This window comes from Ancylobacter sp., from assembly GCF_965279025.1.
Classification (GTDB): Bacteria; Pseudomonadota; Alphaproteobacteria; order Rhizobiales; family Xanthobacteraceae; genus Ancylobacter.
Genome location: NZ_OZ257132.1, coordinates 2,010,745 through 2,027,538 on the forward strand (window position 1 = coordinate 2,010,745; position 16,794 = coordinate 2,027,538).

Sequence of the window (16,794 nt, forward strand, 5' to 3'; positions counted from 1 at the left end):
GCCCTTCTGCACGAAAGGTTACGCCCGGCGACGCCGAGTGCAAGGCAGCCGCGCGCGCCGCAGCCTGGTGCCCGCTCGCGTGCGGCCGCCGACGCTTCTAGATCAGGCACTCATCCAGGACGGCGGTCAGGCTCGCATCATCGAGGTTGCGGCCGATCAACACCAAGCGGCTGCCGTCTGGCGCCTCATCTGCAGGCTCCAGTTCGAACCTGTCGCCAACAAGGTGAAACAGATACCGAATGTCGTGATCGGCGATAGACAGCCAGCCCTTCGCCCGGAACAGACCGGCAGGACGTTCGCAATCGAGGAATCGCTGGAAGCGCGACAGGGCGAAGGGACGCTGTCGCACGTAAGAAACCGCGGTGAACCCGCCGTGCGCCCCCAGGGGCTGCGGCTTTGGCTCGTTCCAGGCGACGAATTTCTGTCCGGCCGCGAAGGCATGAAGGTCGAGCAGAATGTCGAGTGGCGCCTCGCTTCGTACGGTCTCGACAATGCGGATACGCGGATTGAGATCAAGCAGGCGCAAGGTGACGGTCGATACCCGCGCGCGGGCGAGATCACATTTGTTCAATAGCACCATGTCGGCATGGGCGATCTGGCTGCGGGCGACCTCGACATCTGACAGGTCGCTGCCGAAATGCTCGGCATCGGCGACCGCGACGATGCCGCTCAGACTCAGGCTCTCGCGAAAGGGCGCGGCCAGCACCGTGAGCGCCACCGGCAGCGGGTCGGCGACGCCGGAGGTCTCGATGATGATGTGATCGACCGGCTGCGTGCGCTCCAATATCTGCACGAGATTGTCCATCAGGTCGCTGGCGAGCGAGCAGCAGATGCAGCCATTGGAGAGCTCCAGCAGACCGTCCTCGGTGGACGAGATCAGTTCGGCGTCGATATTGACGTCGCCGAGGTCATTGACCAGTACGGCGGCGCGCAAACCCCGACGGTTGGCGAGGATATGGTTCACCAGCGTGGTCTTGCCGCTGCCGAGAAAGCCGGTGATCACGGTCACCGGCGTGCGGGCACCGGGAGCGCGGGAGGGCGGGCGAAAGGTTCGAGGCGCGGCGAACATGGAGAACCTTCAGTCCGGCTTCGCCACGCCGGGAGGGTCGGCCGCAAAGGTGTAGGTCGTGCCGATGGCGGACTGGCTGACGCTCTCCCCATAGGCCTCCGCCAGCGCGTGCAACGCGCGCCAGCCGGTACAGTGGCCGGTGATGATGTGGCCGATGTCGAAGGGGCGCAGCCCCTCCACCGTCTCGGGAATGAGCGTCTCCATCACCCCGCCCAGATGCAACCCGCCCATGACGGCGTGGATCGGCAGGCCCGGGAAAAGCGCCTGCACCTGCGTGCACACATTGACGATTCCCGCATGCGAGCAGGCGCTGAACACGATCAGGCCAAGATCGCGCACATGCACCACCAGCATGCGCTCGTCCATCAGGAAGGGATCCGGCCGCCATTGGTCATTCGGGCCGGGACGGGACAGATGATCGGTGCGGCCCTTCTCGAAGCTGCTGACGCGCGGGATTTCGCCGCTGTAGTAAAAATGACCGTCGAGCAGCAGGCGCTCCCCGTCCTCATTTACCACGCGCCCGCCGAGCGCTTCCATCTGGGCAGGCGTCGGGACATTGGCGACGGGAATGACCGCACCGCTCTTCAGCAGCACGCCGCGTTCGTTGAACATGCCGGAATTGACGTGGACCGTCGGCGAACCGTTGTGTTCGCAGATCGCGGCGATGGCCTCGGGCAGCGCGCCCATGTGATCCCAATGGCCGTGGCTGACCGCGATGGCCTCGACCGAACCGAGGTCGAGGCCGAGATTCTTGACGTTCCGCAGGAAGATCGCGCCTTCGGGACCGGCGTCGAACAACAGCGTGTGCTCGGTATCGTCCCGCTTCGTGCGCAGGAGCAGGCCATAGCCAAGGTTGGCGGCAAGGAGAGTTTCGCCGGAAATCACGCCCGCGCCAGCGTTCACCACATTGGTGAACTCGGAGACAGCAAACAGCGTCTTGCTGACATAGGTGTCACTGACATTGTCGGTGATAACATCCACCGTCAGCGCATCGACCGGCAGCAGATGCGTTGCCGTCCTGTTTGTCATGGCCTCTCTCCGCTGGCGCGATGGCGCTCATCTGACCTCCGAGGCTCGGCAGAGATCAGGCCGCCACCGAGGGTACGAATCCCTCGTTGCACTATAGCGGGCTCCCGGGTGGTTTGCGTGCCATCCATGCCGGTCGCCGCGAGGCTACAGCTCCCTCAAATTGGCAAACCGAATTGCTGGCGCAGCGCCTTGTCGAACAGCCGGGCGGGCATGAGGCGGCGCAGCAGGCTAACCTGTTTCGCCACCTTGCCCACCGGGTAGCGCAGCCTGTGGCGGGACGCCGTGGCCGCCCGGAGCACCGCTTCCGCCACCTCTTCCGGCGTGACCGCCTTCGGCAACGACTTCCTGATGAAGTCATGAACCCAGGCGCGGCCGCCATCGTACTCCGGCTTCTTGGCGTCAGGCTCCAGCGCGCTCTGGTCGAAATTGCCGGTCACCGTTCCGGGCTCGATCAGGGCGACGCGGACATTGAAGGCGCGGACCTCGTGATCGAGCGACTCGGAATAGCCCTCAACAGCGAACTTGCTTCCGGCATAATGGGCCGAATACGGCGCGGGGATGAACCCGAGCGCGCTGCTGAGATTGACGATGCGGCCCTCCCCGCGCGCCCGCATCGACGGCAACACCGCGTTGATGACCCGGACAATTCCGAACAGATTGACGTCGTAAAGGCGCTGAACCTGCGCGGTCGAGGATTCCTCGGCGCCCCCGAACATGCCGACGCCTGCATTGTTGACGAGAACGTCGATGCGTCCGGTGCGCGCGAGCACCTCCGACACGAGGGCGGCCACCGAGCCGTCATCCGTCACGTCGCAGGCCAGCATCGTGACATGGCCCGGGGCGGTTCCGCCCGGTTTGCGGCTGGTGCCGAAGACGGTGAAGCCTGCCCGCGTGAGGGCCTCGGCGCTCGCCCGGCCGATGCCGGACGACGCCCCCGTCACAAGAGCGGTTTTCGGAGAGTGAGAGGACATAGTTGCTGATCCGGTTTGCTGGACGAGGGAACGGGCGCGTCATTGCGGCCCACATAGTCGCCGCCGGCTGGCGCCGCAGGGCCGGCCATGCGGCAGGGTGAGGCGCCGCCGCCGTTACTTCAGCCGGACGACGACCTTGCCTTTGGACCGTCCGGTATCGAGATAGGCCAAGGCCTCGTTGGTCGCTTCGAACGGGAAGACCCGATCCATGATCGGGCGTATGGCCCCGGCCTCGATCAGCGCCGTGATCCGGCTCAACTGCCCGCCATCCGCCCGCATGAACAGGAAGGAATAGCCGATGCCTCGGCGTGAGGCCTTCCTTCGGATACCGAAACTCAGAAGGCGCATGAGCTGCCGCAGCCCCCAGTTCAAGCCCTTCTGCCGGGCGAAATCGGGGTCCGGCGGGCCGGAGATGGAAATCAGCTTTCCGCCGGGCTTCAGCACGGTCAGGGATTTTCGGAGCGTGTCGCCGTCCAGGCTGTTCAAGACGACATCGTAACCCGTCAGGACTTTCTCGAAGTCCTGCGTCTTGTAGTCGATCACGACATCGGCGCCGAGGCTTCGGACCAGATCGACATTGGCGGTGCTGGTGGTGGTCGCGACCGTTGCGCCGATGTGCTTGGCCAGTTGGATTGCGAATGTCCCGACGCCGCCCGAACCCGCGTGGATGAGGATCTTCTGCCCGTTGCGCAGACCGGCGCGGTCGACCAGGGCCTGCCAGGCGGTGAGCCCGACCAGAGGGATGGACGCGGCCTCCTCCATGGTCAGGTTCTTCGGCTTCAGCGCGAGATCATCCTCATGGACGGCAATCCGCTCCGCGAAGGTTCCAACCCGGCCATCGCGCGGACGTGCATAGACCTCGTCGCCCGCCTTGAAGCGGCGGACCTTCGTGCCAACCCGCGCGACCCTTCCCGCCATGTCGTGCCCCAGAATCAAAGGCGGGCGATAGGGAAGAATCGGTTTGAAGGCGCCATCTCGGATTTTGGCATCCAGAGGGTTGAGCCCGGCGGCGTAGACCTCGACCAGGACATCCTCATCCCCCACTTCCGGCTCCGGCCTGTCGCCGAAGCGCAGGACGCCGCTCTTCTTGTACGTATCGAGGGTGAAGGCCTTCATGAGGGTGCGCTCTCTGGATTCCTGCGGATAACCCGCCACCGGTCGGAGGGCCGGGACTGTTGCCGGCGAGCCGGGCCGTGGCGGGCAAAGGCTCAGTCGGCCGTCCGGTAACGCGCGGCGGCGTGTTCCTGGCGGGTGTTCGGCAGCATGGCCTGACGCGCCGCCTGAAAGGCGTTCCACTGTTCCACATCGGGCAGCGGCGGGATGGTGACGGCCTCGCGGCGGTCGAAGCCGGTCATGGCGGCATCGACCAACTCGTTGACGTCCATCACCCCGGTCATGGTGCTGACATCGGCGCCGACATGGCCCCATAGCTCGGTGCGCGTGGCGGCGGGAAGCACCGCCTGCACATAGACGCCCTTCGGGCCGAGCTCGAGGCTGAGCCCCTGCGACAGGAACAGCGCGAACGCCTTGGTGGCACCATAGACGGTCATGGCAAATTCCGGCGCCAGCCCGACCACCGAGCCGACATTGACGATCGCGCCCGCGCCGGCCTGTGCGAGACGCGGCGCGATCGCACTGGCCAACCGAAGGACGGCGGTGGTGTTGAGGGCAAGCAGCTGCGCGACATCATCGGTGCTCTGCTCGATGAAGCTGCCGCCAATGGCCGTTCCAGCATTGTTGATCAGGATACCGATGCGGGCGTCGTCGCGCAGCCGGGCCTCCACGGCCGCGAGGTCGGCGGGCTGTGTCAGGTCGGCCGCGATGATGTCGATCGCCACGCCAGTCTCTTCGCGCAGGCGAGCCGCCAGCGCCTCCATGCGCGCCGTGTTGCGGGCAACCAGCACCAGATCATGGCCACGGCGGGCAAAACGTTCGGCATAAGCCGCGCCGATGCCGGTCGAGGCGCCGGTGATGAGAACGGAGGGATGGGCGGGCATGGGTTGCTCTCTCGTCAATTCGTGGCCATATACATGATGAACATCATGATTGATTCTAAATATGACGATCATCATGTAATTGTCAATGACGTGCGTCGGAGGAATCTGAAATGAAGGTCAGCCGCGAGCAGATGGCGGAGAACCGCCGCCGCATCCTCGACGCTGCCAGCGTGCTGTTTCGCGACAGAGGGTTCGATGCCGTCAGCGTTGCCGAGGTGATGAAGGTGGCCGGGCTCACCCATGGCGGCTTCTATGGGCATTTCGGTTCAAAGGATGATCTGGTCGCGCAGACGCTGGTCCACGCCCTGGCGGTGGACGCTGGCGGAAATGGCGATTTCAACCATTATCTGCGCACCTATCTGTCGCCGCGCCATCGCGACAACCCGGCCGCGGGTTGCCCCGTGGCGGGCCTTGCCGCCGCCATCCGCCACCAGACCCCCGCGGCACGCGCGGCGATGACGGAAGGGCTTCGCTCGCAGATCGCCCGTATCGAGACGGCGCTCCCGGAGGCGCCTCCGGCCGACCGGCGTCAGGCAGCGATTGGAAGCTGGGCCGCGATGATCGGCGCGGTTATACTCGCCCGCGCCATTGATGACCCCGCTCTTTCAGACGAAATTCTCGAGCAGACCCGGGCCTGGATCGAGGCGGGGATCGAGGAGGGGGCAGCCCTGTAATTCCGAGGCCCACGAGTGGAGTTGGATCGCATCTTCGGCTAGCGGCACGCCACCCACCAATTCGACGTGGACTTCGAAGCGTGCGTTACGAAGGTAGCCTTTGCGTCAATTTCGCCCTCGGCAACATGGGGCGATACGTCAGCAGCTCGATTGACGTCCCCAATAGCTGACGGACAGTCACCGGCCCCAAGCCGGTCATTCGTCATAGCGGCTGTGAGCCGGCGGCTTTTACTCATGGGATCGGCGGGCCCGCGGCGGTCAGCTTGCCGGGATGAAACGCAGCGTGCCGGCCCGGCGCGTCGGCTTTCCGGTGTCGCTGGTGTGGTTGATGCCGTCCATGACCGGCACCTCGGGAAAATCGAACGGGCTTATGCCGTCGAGGCAGGCGACGTTGACGGCGTACAGGCGCTGGTCGGAGCGGCGCTGATGGTGGGTGTAGATTCCGCAGCGCGAACAGAAGAAGTGCTGCGCGGCGCCGGTGTGGAAACGGTAGCTGGTCAGCATCTCCGCGCCCTGCAAAATGTCGATCCCACCCATTTCAGCCATCACCACCACCGCGCCGCGCATGCGGCAATAGGAGCAGGTGCAGCGCCGGATCGAGTTGAAGCCCTCGCTGAGCGCCAGGGTGAAGCGCACCGCCCCACAATGGCACTGGCCAGATCGCGTGTTCATGTCGCTCGCCATGTCGTTCCTTGTCGATGTCTCACGCGGCGCCGGCCTGCGTCGCGCGCTCACCGCCTTGCCAGCTTCGGCCCGAGGGCGAGGGCGAGCGGCAGGTTGACGAGTGCGGCGACGGCGGTTCCCAGCGTCGCGATGACGGGGCCGGCCTGATCGCCTATCGCGCCGAACAGCAGCGGCGACAAGGCCCCCGAGCCGATGACGCCCGTATAGAAGATGGCGAAGGCCCGCTCGGTCCGATCCGCCGGTGCCAGTTCGGGCACGGTGCCGTACAGCACCGAGGACGTGCCGTTCAGCGTCAGCCCGAGCAGTGGCAGGAGCACCAGCAGCGGCCCAAGCGGCAGGAAGGCGGCAAGCGCGATCATCAGCGCCGTGAGCCCCTCGGTACACAGGGTGACTCCGACAATGCCCCAGCGCTGGGCGAGCCAGCCGCAGGCCAGCTTGCCCGCCGCACCGCCCAGGAAGACCAGCGCCAGCGCCGTGCCGATGAGCGGCTGCGAGGCCCCCTTCAACTGCAGCAGGAAGGGCAGGAAGGTGAGGAAGCCCATGCGCACGCCGGTGTCGATCACCCCGATGGACAGCAGCAGCGGGAAGCCGCTTCCGCCGCGCGGCGGCGCGGAACGCTGGGCGGGAGGCGGCGGGGCGGGCGCGATCTTCGGCATGGAGACGGCGATGAGGCCGGCGACCGCGATCCCCGCCAGCGCCAGCAGCCAGAGCGAGGGGCGCCATGGCGCGAAGGACAGGCCAAAGGCAAGCGCCGCCGGAATGATCGCCTTGCCGAGGTCGCCGCTGAAATTATAGGTGCCGAGCGGCCCGCGCGCCGCCGATCCATAGGCGCGCGATACCGCGCTGGAGGCGATGGGATGCTGGACGCTGGAGCCGGCCCCGGCGAGGAACAGCGCCGCGCAGAGCCCCAGCGCGCCGCCGCTGAAGCCGGCCAGCCCATAGCCGGCCGCGGCGATCAACGTGCCGAGGATCAGCACCGCGCGCCCGCCCATATGATCGGCGAGCCAGCTCGCCGGCACCTGCAGCGCGGCCATGGCCCCGGCATAGAGCCCGCGCAGCAGCGCCAGCGCGACATAGTCGAGCCCGAACTCGGCCCGCCAGACCGGAAGCAGCACATAGATCGCGTCGGTGTAGCCATCATGCAGCGCGTGGGCGAGGCCGGAGAGCACCAGCGTGCGCCGGCGCGTGTCCGGCGGGCAGGACGGCGCCGGCGACGCGGCGGATCGGGACAGGAAGGATGCTTTTGTCACTTCATCGATATGCGACGGCTGGACGGCGGGCCGCAAACGACTAATTTCACCGCATGACGTCAGATAAACTCACATGACCGCCCCCTCGAAAGAACGCCCATTGCCGCCGCTCAACGCCGTGCGGGCGTTCGAGGCGGCGGCGCGCCGGTTGAGCTTCAAGGACGCTGCGGCGGAACTCGGCGTCACCCATGGCGCGGTCAGCCGGCAGATAAGGCTGCTGGAGGAATGGCTCGGCCCGCCGGCGCTGTTTCGCCGTCTGAGCCACGGCGTCGCCCTCACGGCTGAGGGCCGGGCGCTGCTCGCCGATATCCAGCCCGCGCTGGAGCGCATCGCGCGAGCGGCCTCGGCCCATGGCAGCAGGCCCAGCGGCACGGTGGTGCTGAAGGTAAACGCGCTCGCCACCTTCAGCCTGCGCTGGCTGGTACCGAAGCTCGGCCGGCTGCGCGAGGCGCATCCCGACATCGCCATCGACCTCACGACCGGCAGCGAGCCGGTGGACGGGCTGGCCGGCGAGTACGACCTGATCATTCGCGGCGGGCCGGATGCCTTTAACGGCTTCGAGGCCCGCCTGCTGTTGCCGGAGCGGCGGCTGCCCGCCTGCAGCCCGTCGCTGTTGCACCGCCAGCCGCTGGACGAGGTGGGCGACCTGGCGCGGCACACGCTTTTGCAGGTCGCCAGCATGCCCCGGCTGTGGCGCGACTGGTTGGCGAAGGCCGGGCATGGCGCGCTCGAACCGGCGGCGACGCTGATGCTCGACCATTTCTACCTCTCGATCCAGGCGGCGGTAGACGGGCTCGGCGTGGCAATGGCGCCGTCCACCCTGATCGAGGATGATCTGCGAGCTGGGCGGCTGGTGACGCCCTTTCCGCAGATCTCGCTGCCGTCGCGCGGCTATTTCGCCTACACCCCGGTCGACTCGCCGCTGCGCACCGCCAGCGAAAGGGTCTGCGCGTGGATCGAGGCGGTGCCCGCACATTAGTGGCGGTGCTGGCTAGCGGCGACCGACAATGGGAGGCGTAGTCTCTATCCCCACCGCACCTCCGGCCGCCTTCGGGCACAGGTCTACCGGCACGGAGAGACGCACGGTGGAGGCCGAGAGCGTTGCGCGTGAGCTGTCAAAGGTCAGCCCCAGGAATGGCGATAGCCGCTTGGTCGACAGGCCCAGAGGGCGCTCAACGGTCGATCTGGGGTGCAGCAATTTAAAAATGTGGGGCGGCTAACAGGCCTCGTCCCGAAACTTGTTCGAAATCAAAGATTTAAGCTAAATAACTGGCGGGCCGCGAGCGACCAAGAAGAGAACTATGTGTTCGCTATAGCCCTATGATGCCTGATGACCCACTGGATCCGTTGGCGATGTCCGCTGTCGGAAACTTCGCCGCGTTTCTGGCTGATGAGGCTGCTGAGTTTGTGGTCCCCACTCAAGCGAGGCGAGACCTACCCACTACGACTGCAATATGCGACTAACGTACGATCTCGAACGTTGGTGGCGACGACAGTGAAGCTCATTTGCAATTTGAGACGGAAGTTCGACGCATTCATCGGAGTCGAAGACGGCAGGCAAAGCACGCCAGGCCTTTTCTATCTATTTTTGTTCGCCGCCGGACTTACCATCATTGTGTTCGCTGTAGCCATATTAGGGCGTGGCAGCGCCCAGGAGATGGGTCCGTTCGGCGACTTCATAGGCGGCACCCTCAATCCGCTCCTGACGTTCCTTACCTTCATGGGGCTACTGGTCACCATCGTGCTACAGCAGACGGAACTGCGGGATACGCGGGCCGAGCTGGAACGTTCTGCAACCGCCTTAGAGAAGCAGATCCATGCCACCGACCGACAAAACTTCGAATCCACGTTCTTCCAGATGCTTACGCTGCACAATACCATCGTGAACTCGATCGACCTTTTCTACAGTGGTCGGAAGCGCGCACCAGGGATTAGCACTCCCAAGGGGGCGCGAGATACGAAAGGCCGCGACTGTTTCAGCCAATTTTTTGAGAACTTCAAAGAAGAATACGTCAAAACAGCAGGCCATCCGGATCGCGAACGTCTCCAATTGGCTTACGATGCATTCTGGCAGCGCCGACAGCAGGATTTGGCGCACTACTATCGATACTTATACAATGTTCTACGGTTTGTACATGAAGCGAAAGGGATCGAGGACCGCGGACCATACGTTAAGCTATTGCGAGCGCAGCTCTCCGACTTCGAACTTATTATGCTATTCTATACGGCGCTAAACAAACATGGAATAAATTACTGGAGTTATATCCATGAGTATCAGCTGTTTGACAATCTCCCTGTAGGAATGTTGATCGATCCGATTCACGAGACGTACTATTCTCCGCGGTCCTTCGGCGCGCCAAAGCGACGGCCGCCCGCTGAATGGCCACCCGCGAAGCTGGCTGAGCAATCCGACGCCCGTCAGGGCGGCTAAGGTTTCCGGAGCTTCGCTAGCACAACCTAGCAAACCGACTGCTCTCCAAGCCAGCATGCATCAGCGCCAATCCGGGGGCATTGGCGGGGCGCAAGGACAAAAGGAGAGCTATGTGTGATGTCTGTCCGCGTCAGCCTCTATCGCTACTATGCTTTGGGCATGAGATCCATGTCCACCTGAACACGAGCGATCTTGCGGCGCTGAAAGTTTGGAACCAGCGCCTTCCATTGTTCATAGCGTCGCCAACTCACGCTTCGCGTGCCGTCCCGGCAAGGGTGAGGAGTGTTCCTTTCGGCTTTCGGTCGTAGGTAGAGCGACCTTCTAGCATCTGAACAAAAGCGTCATTTCGATTACTCGCCCTGTCAACAAGTCTATCAAATGCAATTACTTCTAGCATTAGGTTTAGTGCGGAGTAATATCTATAAGCCATCTGTCCGCCATAATTTGTAATAGTAAAGTCTTCCATCTCCAAGTACGCCTTGAGACTATCGTTCCAATCCGCCAAAACATATCCGCGAACCATCATGTCCTGAGGAATAATTATCTCTCTTCCTCCAGAGGTATTAATTTTCCCCTTTTTCCGGATGTCCAAGATCTGTTTTTTCAGCTGGTCAACAGGATCATTCGTTAGGCTATCGCTATCGGCCGCGTACCCCTTCTTCTGCGGGCGCTTCATCTCAACGACCATCAGTTCGTTCTGATTGTTTATAAGGAGGTCATGCGCATACTGGCCCCTAGCCCGATAGCTGCCATCCGGCGTGCGATCGCTCGAAATGTATTGTGCGTAAGCGAGATCGTCATCGAGAATCCAGAGGTTGTGAGAGCTATAATCGACCTCTTCACTGTCCTTGTAGCGAGGATAGATCAGCTCGTGAACCTTGTCCTCTGTTGCGAGCCCGTCCGCCTGCTTCTTTAATAACTCACGAAATATCTGAATTACGTGATTTCGGTAGGACACGTATACGGCCAATGCCTCTTTTGCATCTTCTGGAATTTTTGTCTTAACGATGTGAACCAATTGATCGACACTTACGGTATGATCAATTTTTGTAAAGTCGAATTTCTTTCGGAATCTCTCAACAAATAAATCCTGGGCCAACTGCTCCCGCGTCTCGGTGATCGAGCGCTTTTGCACAAAGTCGGCAGCAGACTTATCACCCAGCCCGCGACGAAGAAGAGGATCAATTGCAATCAGGTGCTCAACCTCGGCGACCATCTTGGCTCGGCGCTCGGCCGTGTAAGCCTCCTCAATATCGAGGATATGCTGCTTTGCTATCGCAATAAGATGATCTTTGATGGATTTTCTCCTACCCGCATGATCTATCTTTCCATGTAGATTGGTAATTCTATCTCGAGACTGAGATGACACGAAGAAATCGCTTGAGACGGCAACTAGATAATAATACCGCCGAACGGCACCGTCTATCTCTTCAGAAAACGGCTTGTCATTCAATCCAGATGAAATATTTTCAAGATCGCTTGCCGCGCGATTGTTTGCATAGAAATATAGTCTGTGCTTCTTGGCTTTATCTTCGCCAACTCTAAAATAATCAAATCTAAATTCACGTTCAACGTGTCCAATATCCAATTTATCAATCTTAGAGCCACCCGTTGAGAGAGATTTGTAAAAATAATCGTGAAGATTTAGCTTTTCGCTCTGAACGGTTAGGGAGAAGTGTTTTGGAATCTTCTTTTGAATAAATTCAATTAGAAAATGATCAAGGAGCGCCGTAGCAATAGTATCTAGAGCAGATCCATCAAAATACTGATCGCCATCCAAATTAAAGAATACCCGTGAAGTCGACTGAGGTGACTTCATCAGCACAGTCAAGCCTGTTTCGAAACGATGCTTTCCAATCGTAGCGTCGGGGCTCACCTCGATGAGGTTGTCCTCAACTGCGAACGGCTCGTACCTGTAGGAATGGCCGGACGTGCCGCCTACCGCGTCAAACTGGCTTGAGGAGTAGTAAACTTCGTCAAATATCCTGAATGCGATGAATCTGCCGAACCCCTTGCCGCCACGTTCGTATTTGTTGCCGGTTAGAGGGGTAAGGAACGCTGTTAAATTTTTCTGATCGAACCCAACGCCGTTATCGATGATCTGGATCTCACAGCCTTCCGCATTCAACTCGATCTCAATGCGCCCGTTCGTCTCGACCTCGTCACCCCAACGTTCTTCGATGGAATGGATGGAGTTGGACACAGCCTCATAGAGAGGGAACAGAAACCCCTGAAGGCCATCCGGTAGGGTCGCCCGCTTCACCTCAGTTTCGAGGTCAATTATCCTGTGCTTCACATCTGACCTCGATACGCCGGCATGCTCACCGTTAATGGAATAGCGAACGTCACCACACCGCAGCACCGCTCTGCACGTCTGTCCCTGTCACTAACATTTGCTATCAGGATGAAGCGTTGGAGGGAAGTTGGGAGCGCAGGCACCTAGCCAGCCCGGTGCCATTTAGCGGCGACGCATCTCCGGCGGGCCGAGGTCGCTGTTCGACCGCTCTCCCCGGGTGATTTCGACCGCATCGTCGCGCGCGGCCTCGATGACCGCGCGCCACTGCTTCCGCGCACGGATACGGCTGTGCCTCAGAACGGATTCAGCGAAGAACAGGCTCCCTTTGTGTTTGAGGAGAGTCGGGAACGCGTCAGCTATCTTTCGTCGCGGATCGTGCGGGATCGCGTCTTCCGACGCATCGTTCTACGCGCCTATGATGAGCGCTGCGCCATCAGCGGCTTGAAACTCATCAATGGCGGCGGGCGGGCCGAGGTCGCGGCTGCGCATATTCAGCCGGTTCAGGCGAACGGTCCGGATATCGTCAGCAATGGATTGGCTTTGTCAGGTACGGCGCACTGGATGTTCGACCGGGGGCTGATCAGTCTGACGGACGATCTCGACGTGCTGATCTCCCGGCACGCCAACGATCCCGATGGCGTGCGCGCCTTCATCAATCGGAGAGGACGCGCAATTGCCCCGCAACGGGCGTTCGAGCGTCCGCATCCGCACTTCCTGCGTTGGCATCGGGAGCACTGCTTCAAGCAGTGAGGCCGACTCCATCGTGACGCTGCAACTGCAGCAAGCCCCCGACATCCCTGCGGATGCGCCGCAGCTCTGGCCACGGGAAATGCCGCCCCTCGGCGCCATCCGCGCCGACGGCAAGCAGCACGTCGAGCTTCGTGGAGAGGCCGCGCAGAGACGTGGCTTCCGCTGCAAGAACTCCCTTCATCAGGCGCTCTTCTTCGTCGGAAGCCGCCTCCTCTTGCTGTCGAGCGACGGAGTAGCCGATGGCGCGATCCGCGTCGTCCCAGCGTTGTTGATGTTTGCGCAGCGCGGCCGCAACTTCATCGCGCCGAGTGCTCAGCGACGGCACATCGGCCGCAAGCTCATCGAACTGTCGCAGTGAGCTGATGCGAATCGCAGACGGCAGCTCGGCTGCAACAAGGACCGCCTGCGGAAATCCGATCGTCCGCGCGAGTTCGGACTCCAAACGCTGCTGTTTCCGACACAGGGCGAGCGTGCGCCGATGAGCGGCGCTCCACGCTTCCCACGCGAGAACGGCCGCATCAGTTGCGCCACCATCTAGCGGCGCGGATGCAGTCGAACGGTTGAAAGAGGTTCCACCGACCGTCAGCAGGGCGGCAGACAGAACGTCCCTCCGGGATGGCCGGGACAGACTCGTGGTAATCTCAGAATCAGCCATGATCCGAGCTCCAATCAGCTTGGTTGTGGTCAGGCCGGGATGGGTGTTCGCGCACTCACCCCGGCCGCTATACGTGCAATGCACGTGCATGACTCTGCCTCGAACTACGCCGGATCGCAAGCAATAAGGCCGATGACGAAACAGCCCTTCACTACCCGCATTGATGCTGACGTACTCGCGCTGGCGCGCCAGCTCGCTGACGCCGAGCGGCGATCGATTACGGCTTTGATTGAAGTTGCCTTGCTCGAATATGCCGAGCGTCGCGGCATCTCAGTCGCCGAAACATCGCAAGAGGTCGCCCAGCCTAAGCGCGGCAAATGATACCGAGATCGGCGACTTCCACGATCAACCGATAGCACGTCCAGCTTCCGTTCATTGCTGCTCATGCGCACAAAAACTGCGACCTCTGTGCAGATCGGCGGCAGTTTCTCTGCAAGTTTTCTGCACGGCGATGCACATCCATTGACATCACCAGTGCAGACTCGACGCCGGTTGGGCTGCCGCTTGGACGGCTTTTGCCCGCGAATCCGCCGCTTCGCCGATCTCGCGTCCGACAGCGCTCGTGGTAGCCTCGGTGCCCGCAGCGTGTCAGCGGCTCCCGCTGGCCAAAACGTGGCCTTCTCGGTCAGAACTTGGTAGTATATTCGGCCGGTATTTTCTGAATTAGCTGGCAGGCAGTGAAGAAGAAGAAATTGAGCGCAAGATAAAGCGATCTGTCGATCGCAATGTCTGGCGACATTGTCCGGTTGTCTGCACATTGGTTTTGGCAGATTGAGGCACCGTGCGGAGCCCAAATCTTAGGGTGCTGAGGGATGGGTCGGCTGACGTAACGTCCTGATCTGGCTTGGAGTTGTTGGCCGAGACCGCAATGTGCGCTCCGCCCTTTGCACGCTGAGACAAGTCTTTGAGCGCCAATCTGCGACCCCGCCGTTTCTACGCTTGATACTCTGGGGCGACGCCGTTCATCGTGCCTGCATGTCACAGGAAGACAGGGACACGTTCCGAGTACGCCCAGGCCGGATCCGTCAGCGCGGCACGCGACAGAGCAGCCTTGCGGCGCTGCCGTTCCGGCGCCAAGTTGAGATCGCGGTGCGCGAGGCCGGCGGCTGGTCGGGCCGGAAGGAAAGCGGGCGCTACAACGCCCGCGGCCGCGGTGTCCGGGCGGTAAGCGCGCTGTCCGGTGTTGACCGCGGCTGGAAGGTCGATGCGGGTGGGCGGTTCCGTTCTCGCCGCGTGGTGGTGAAGGCGCGAGTGGTGAAGCTCGGCGTCGTGCGGGGCCGCGGAGGTCGCAAGACGGTCGGTGCTTCCGCCAAGGCGGTCGATGCACATCTGCGCTATCTCCAGCGCGACGGTGTGACGCCCGACCGGCAGAAGGGACGCTGCTATTCGGCATTCGAGGATGAGGCCGATGGCAAGGTCTTCCTGGAGCGCGGTCGCGAGGACCGTCACCAGTTCCGCTTCATTGTCGCACCAGAAGATGGATTGCAGCTCGGCGACCTCAAAGGCTTCACCCGCGAGCTGATGGGGCAGATGGAAAGCGATCTCGGAACCAAGCTCGACTGGATTGCCGTCGATCATCACAACACCGGCCATACCCACACCCACGTGCTGGTGCGAGGCGTCACCGATGAGGGACGTACCCTTGACCTGAGACCCATTTCTCCTCCGGCTTAAGAGAGAGTCCGAGGGTTGATTTGTGGCCTCATGCGGCCTCGGTTTCCAGTGCGATTGTTGCCGCGAACTCGGCAGGGGATCGATTGCCGAGAGCTGAATGGGGACGGTTCACATTGTAGTCCTCCTTCCATGAGGCGATAGCGGCGCGAGCCTGGGGCAGGTGCGAGAACAGTGTCTCGTTCAAACATTCGTCCCGGAAGCGGCCGTTGAAGCTCTCGACGAAGCCGTTCTGCGTGGGCTTGCCGGGCGCGATGTAATGCCATTCGACGCCGGTCTGCTGGCACCATTTGAGCACCGCCATCGAGGTTAGTTCAGTGCCATTGTCCGACACGATGGTTGAAGGCTTGCCCCGAACAGCCATGATCTCGTCCAGCTCGCGCGTCACTCGAAGGCCGGAGAGCGAGGTGTCGACGACCAGTGCCAGGCACTCCCGGCTGAAGTCGTCGACAACGGCCAGCACCCGGAAGCGGCGGCCGTCCGTGAAGGCGTCCGACACGAAATCGAGACTCCAGCGAAGGTTGACCCGATCCGGCACCAGCATAGGCCGTCTTGTGCCAAGCGCCCGTTTGCGACCACCTCGCCGACGCACCTGGAGCTTTTCCTCTCGATACAGCCGGCGCAGCTTCTTCTGGTTCATCACGATGCCCTGACGCCGCAGCATGACGTGGATCCGTCGGTAGCCGAAGCGGCGGCGCTCGCCGGCCACGGCTTTCATGGCGTCGCGCAGGGCCGCATCGTCAGGACGGACGCTTCGATAGCGCATACTGGTGCGATCGAAGCTCAATGCCTTGCACGCCCGACGCTGGCTCACCCCGTGCTCGGCACAGGCATGGGCCACGGCTTTACGCCTCACATCGAGCGTCACCATTTTTTTGAGGCGACATCCTTCAGGATAGCGTTGTCCAGCATCTGCTCGGCGAGCAGCTTCTTCAGGCGGGCGTTCTCATCCTCAAGCGCCTTCAGCCGGCGGGCATCCGACACGTCCATGCCGCCATACTTTGCCTTGAACTTGTAGAAGGTCGCCGAGGAGATGCCGTGCTTGCGGCACACGTCAGCGGTCTTCGCCCCCGCCTCCTGCTCCTTCAGCATGCCGATGATCTGCTCTTCCGTGAACCGTGAGGCTCGCATCGTCCGTCTCCGTGATCGACGGACTCTACTCAAATCTGGAGGAGGATCGGGGTCTCAGGTCAGCGACGGAAAGGCAGAATTTGCTAAGCCGGCCAATCTGTTCCCGTACGAGCTTAACCGCTATTGCAAATTCATGGGGTATTTGGCCCCCAACCTTGTAGTTTGCCCGACCGTAAACAGCAGGGG

The 16,794-nt window shown here is 61.9% G+C and carries 14 protein-coding genes and 2 pseudogenes; 6 read left to right on the forward strand and 10 right to left on the reverse strand.

Annotated elements, in window-relative coordinates; translation table 11 throughout:
* Positions 1-97: 97 nt before the first annotated feature.
* The 5 genes from ACQY76_RS09265 to ACQY76_RS09285 form a co-directional block, all read right to left on the reverse strand.
* Positions 98-1,009, reverse strand: coding sequence for a CobW family GTP-binding protein (locus ACQY76_RS09265; protein ID WP_428032591.1), 912 nt, complete (start codon positions 1,007-1,009; stop codon positions 98-100).
* A 69-nt stretch (positions 1,010-1,078) separates the two neighbouring features.
* On the reverse strand, positions 1,079-2,098 hold the full coding sequence (locus ACQY76_RS09270) for an MBL fold metallo-hydrolase (RefSeq protein WP_428032592.1): 1,020 nt from the start codon (positions 2,096-2,098) through the stop codon (positions 1,079-1,081).
* Positions 2,099-2,253: 155 nt separating this feature from the next.
* Complete coding sequence (locus tag ACQY76_RS09275; protein ID WP_428032593.1) at positions 2,254-3,069, reverse strand: oxidoreductase; 816 nt, start codon at positions 3,067-3,069, stop codon at positions 2,254-2,256.
* Positions 3,070-3,183: 114 nt separating this feature from the next.
* Positions 3,184-4,185 (reverse strand): NADP-dependent oxidoreductase, encoded by a 1,002-nt coding sequence (locus ACQY76_RS09280; protein ID WP_428032594.1) that lies wholly within the window; start codon positions 4,183-4,185, stop codon positions 3,184-3,186.
* 92 nt (positions 4,186-4,277) lie between these two features.
* Positions 4,278-5,066: an SDR family NAD(P)-dependent oxidoreductase gene (locus ACQY76_RS09285; protein WP_428032974.1), complete on the reverse strand. Its 789-nt coding sequence runs from the start codon at positions 5,064-5,066 to the stop codon at positions 4,278-4,280.
* 110 nt (positions 5,067-5,176) lie between these two features.
* Between ACQY76_RS09285 and ACQY76_RS09290 the strand changes: the two genes are divergently transcribed.
* Positions 5,177-5,740: a TetR/AcrR family transcriptional regulator gene (locus ACQY76_RS09290; protein ID WP_428032595.1), complete on the forward strand. Its 564-nt coding sequence runs from the start codon at positions 5,177-5,179 to the stop codon at positions 5,738-5,740.
* Between the two features lie 258 nt (positions 5,741-5,998).
* Here ACQY76_RS09290 and ACQY76_RS09295 read toward each other — a convergent pair whose 3' ends face one another.
* Positions 5,999-6,424 (reverse strand): GFA family protein, encoded by a 426-nt coding sequence (locus ACQY76_RS09295; RefSeq protein WP_428032596.1) that lies wholly within the window; start codon positions 6,422-6,424, stop codon positions 5,999-6,001.
* Between the two features lie 47 nt (positions 6,425-6,471).
* The gene (locus ACQY76_RS09300; RefSeq protein WP_428032597.1) at positions 6,472-7,674 is read right to left on the reverse strand and encodes an MFS transporter; all 1,203 of its coding nucleotides are present in this window, start codon (positions 7,672-7,674) and stop codon (positions 6,472-6,474) included.
* Positions 7,675-7,747: 73 nt separating this feature from the next.
* On the opposite strand from ACQY76_RS09300, the gene ACQY76_RS09305 reads away from it, so the two are divergent.
* Together ACQY76_RS09305 and ACQY76_RS09310 are read left to right on the forward strand one after the other, a co-directional pair.
* Entirely contained in the window at positions 7,748-8,653 is a 906-nt protein-coding gene (locus ACQY76_RS09305) for a LysR substrate-binding domain-containing protein (RefSeq protein WP_428032598.1), read from the forward strand.
* A 516-nt stretch (positions 8,654-9,169) separates the two neighbouring features.
* Complete coding sequence (locus ACQY76_RS09310; protein ID WP_428032599.1) at positions 9,170-10,105, forward strand: putative phage abortive infection protein; 936 nt, start codon at positions 9,170-9,172, stop codon at positions 10,103-10,105.
* A gap of 247 nt (positions 10,106-10,352) precedes the next feature.
* Here the strand turns inward: ACQY76_RS09310 and ACQY76_RS09315 are convergent, their stop codons facing one another.
* Positions 10,353-12,368 carry an ATP-binding protein gene (locus ACQY76_RS09315; protein WP_428032600.1) on the reverse strand — a complete coding sequence of 672 codons (2,016 nt, stop codon included), beginning with the start codon at positions 12,366-12,368 and terminating at the stop codon, positions 10,353-10,355.
* Positions 12,369-12,584: 216 nt separating this feature from the next.
* Here ACQY76_RS09315 and ACQY76_RS09320 point away from each other — a divergent pair.
* Positions 12,585-13,151 (forward strand): annotated as a pseudogene (locus ACQY76_RS09320) (HNH endonuclease); the annotation flags it as partial.
* On the opposite strand, the gene ACQY76_RS09325 reads toward ACQY76_RS09320, so the two are convergent.
* Positions 13,141-13,806 carry a hypothetical protein gene (locus ACQY76_RS09325; protein WP_428032601.1) on the reverse strand — a complete coding sequence of 222 codons (666 nt, stop codon included), beginning with the start codon at positions 13,804-13,806 and terminating at the stop codon, positions 13,141-13,143. The pseudogene ACQY76_RS09320 and the gene ACQY76_RS09325 overlap by 11 nt on opposite strands.
* A gap of 132 nt (positions 13,807-13,938) precedes the next feature.
* On the opposite strand from ACQY76_RS09325, the gene ACQY76_RS09330 reads away from it, so the two are divergent.
* A complete protein-coding gene (locus ACQY76_RS09330; protein WP_428032602.1) occupies positions 13,939-14,127 on the forward strand; it encodes a ribbon-helix-helix protein, CopG family in 189 nt (62 codons plus the stop codon).
* Between the two features lie 654 nt (positions 14,128-14,781).
* Entirely contained in the window at positions 14,782-15,480 is a 699-nt protein-coding gene (locus ACQY76_RS09335) for a hypothetical protein (RefSeq protein ID WP_428032603.1), read from the forward strand.
* A 55-nt stretch (positions 15,481-15,535) separates the two neighbouring features.
* Here the strand turns inward: ACQY76_RS09335 and ACQY76_RS09340 are convergent.
* Positions 15,536-16,608, reverse strand: a pseudogene (locus ACQY76_RS09340) (IS3 family transposase); the annotation flags it as partial.
* Positions 16,609-16,794 lie beyond the last annotated feature (186 nt).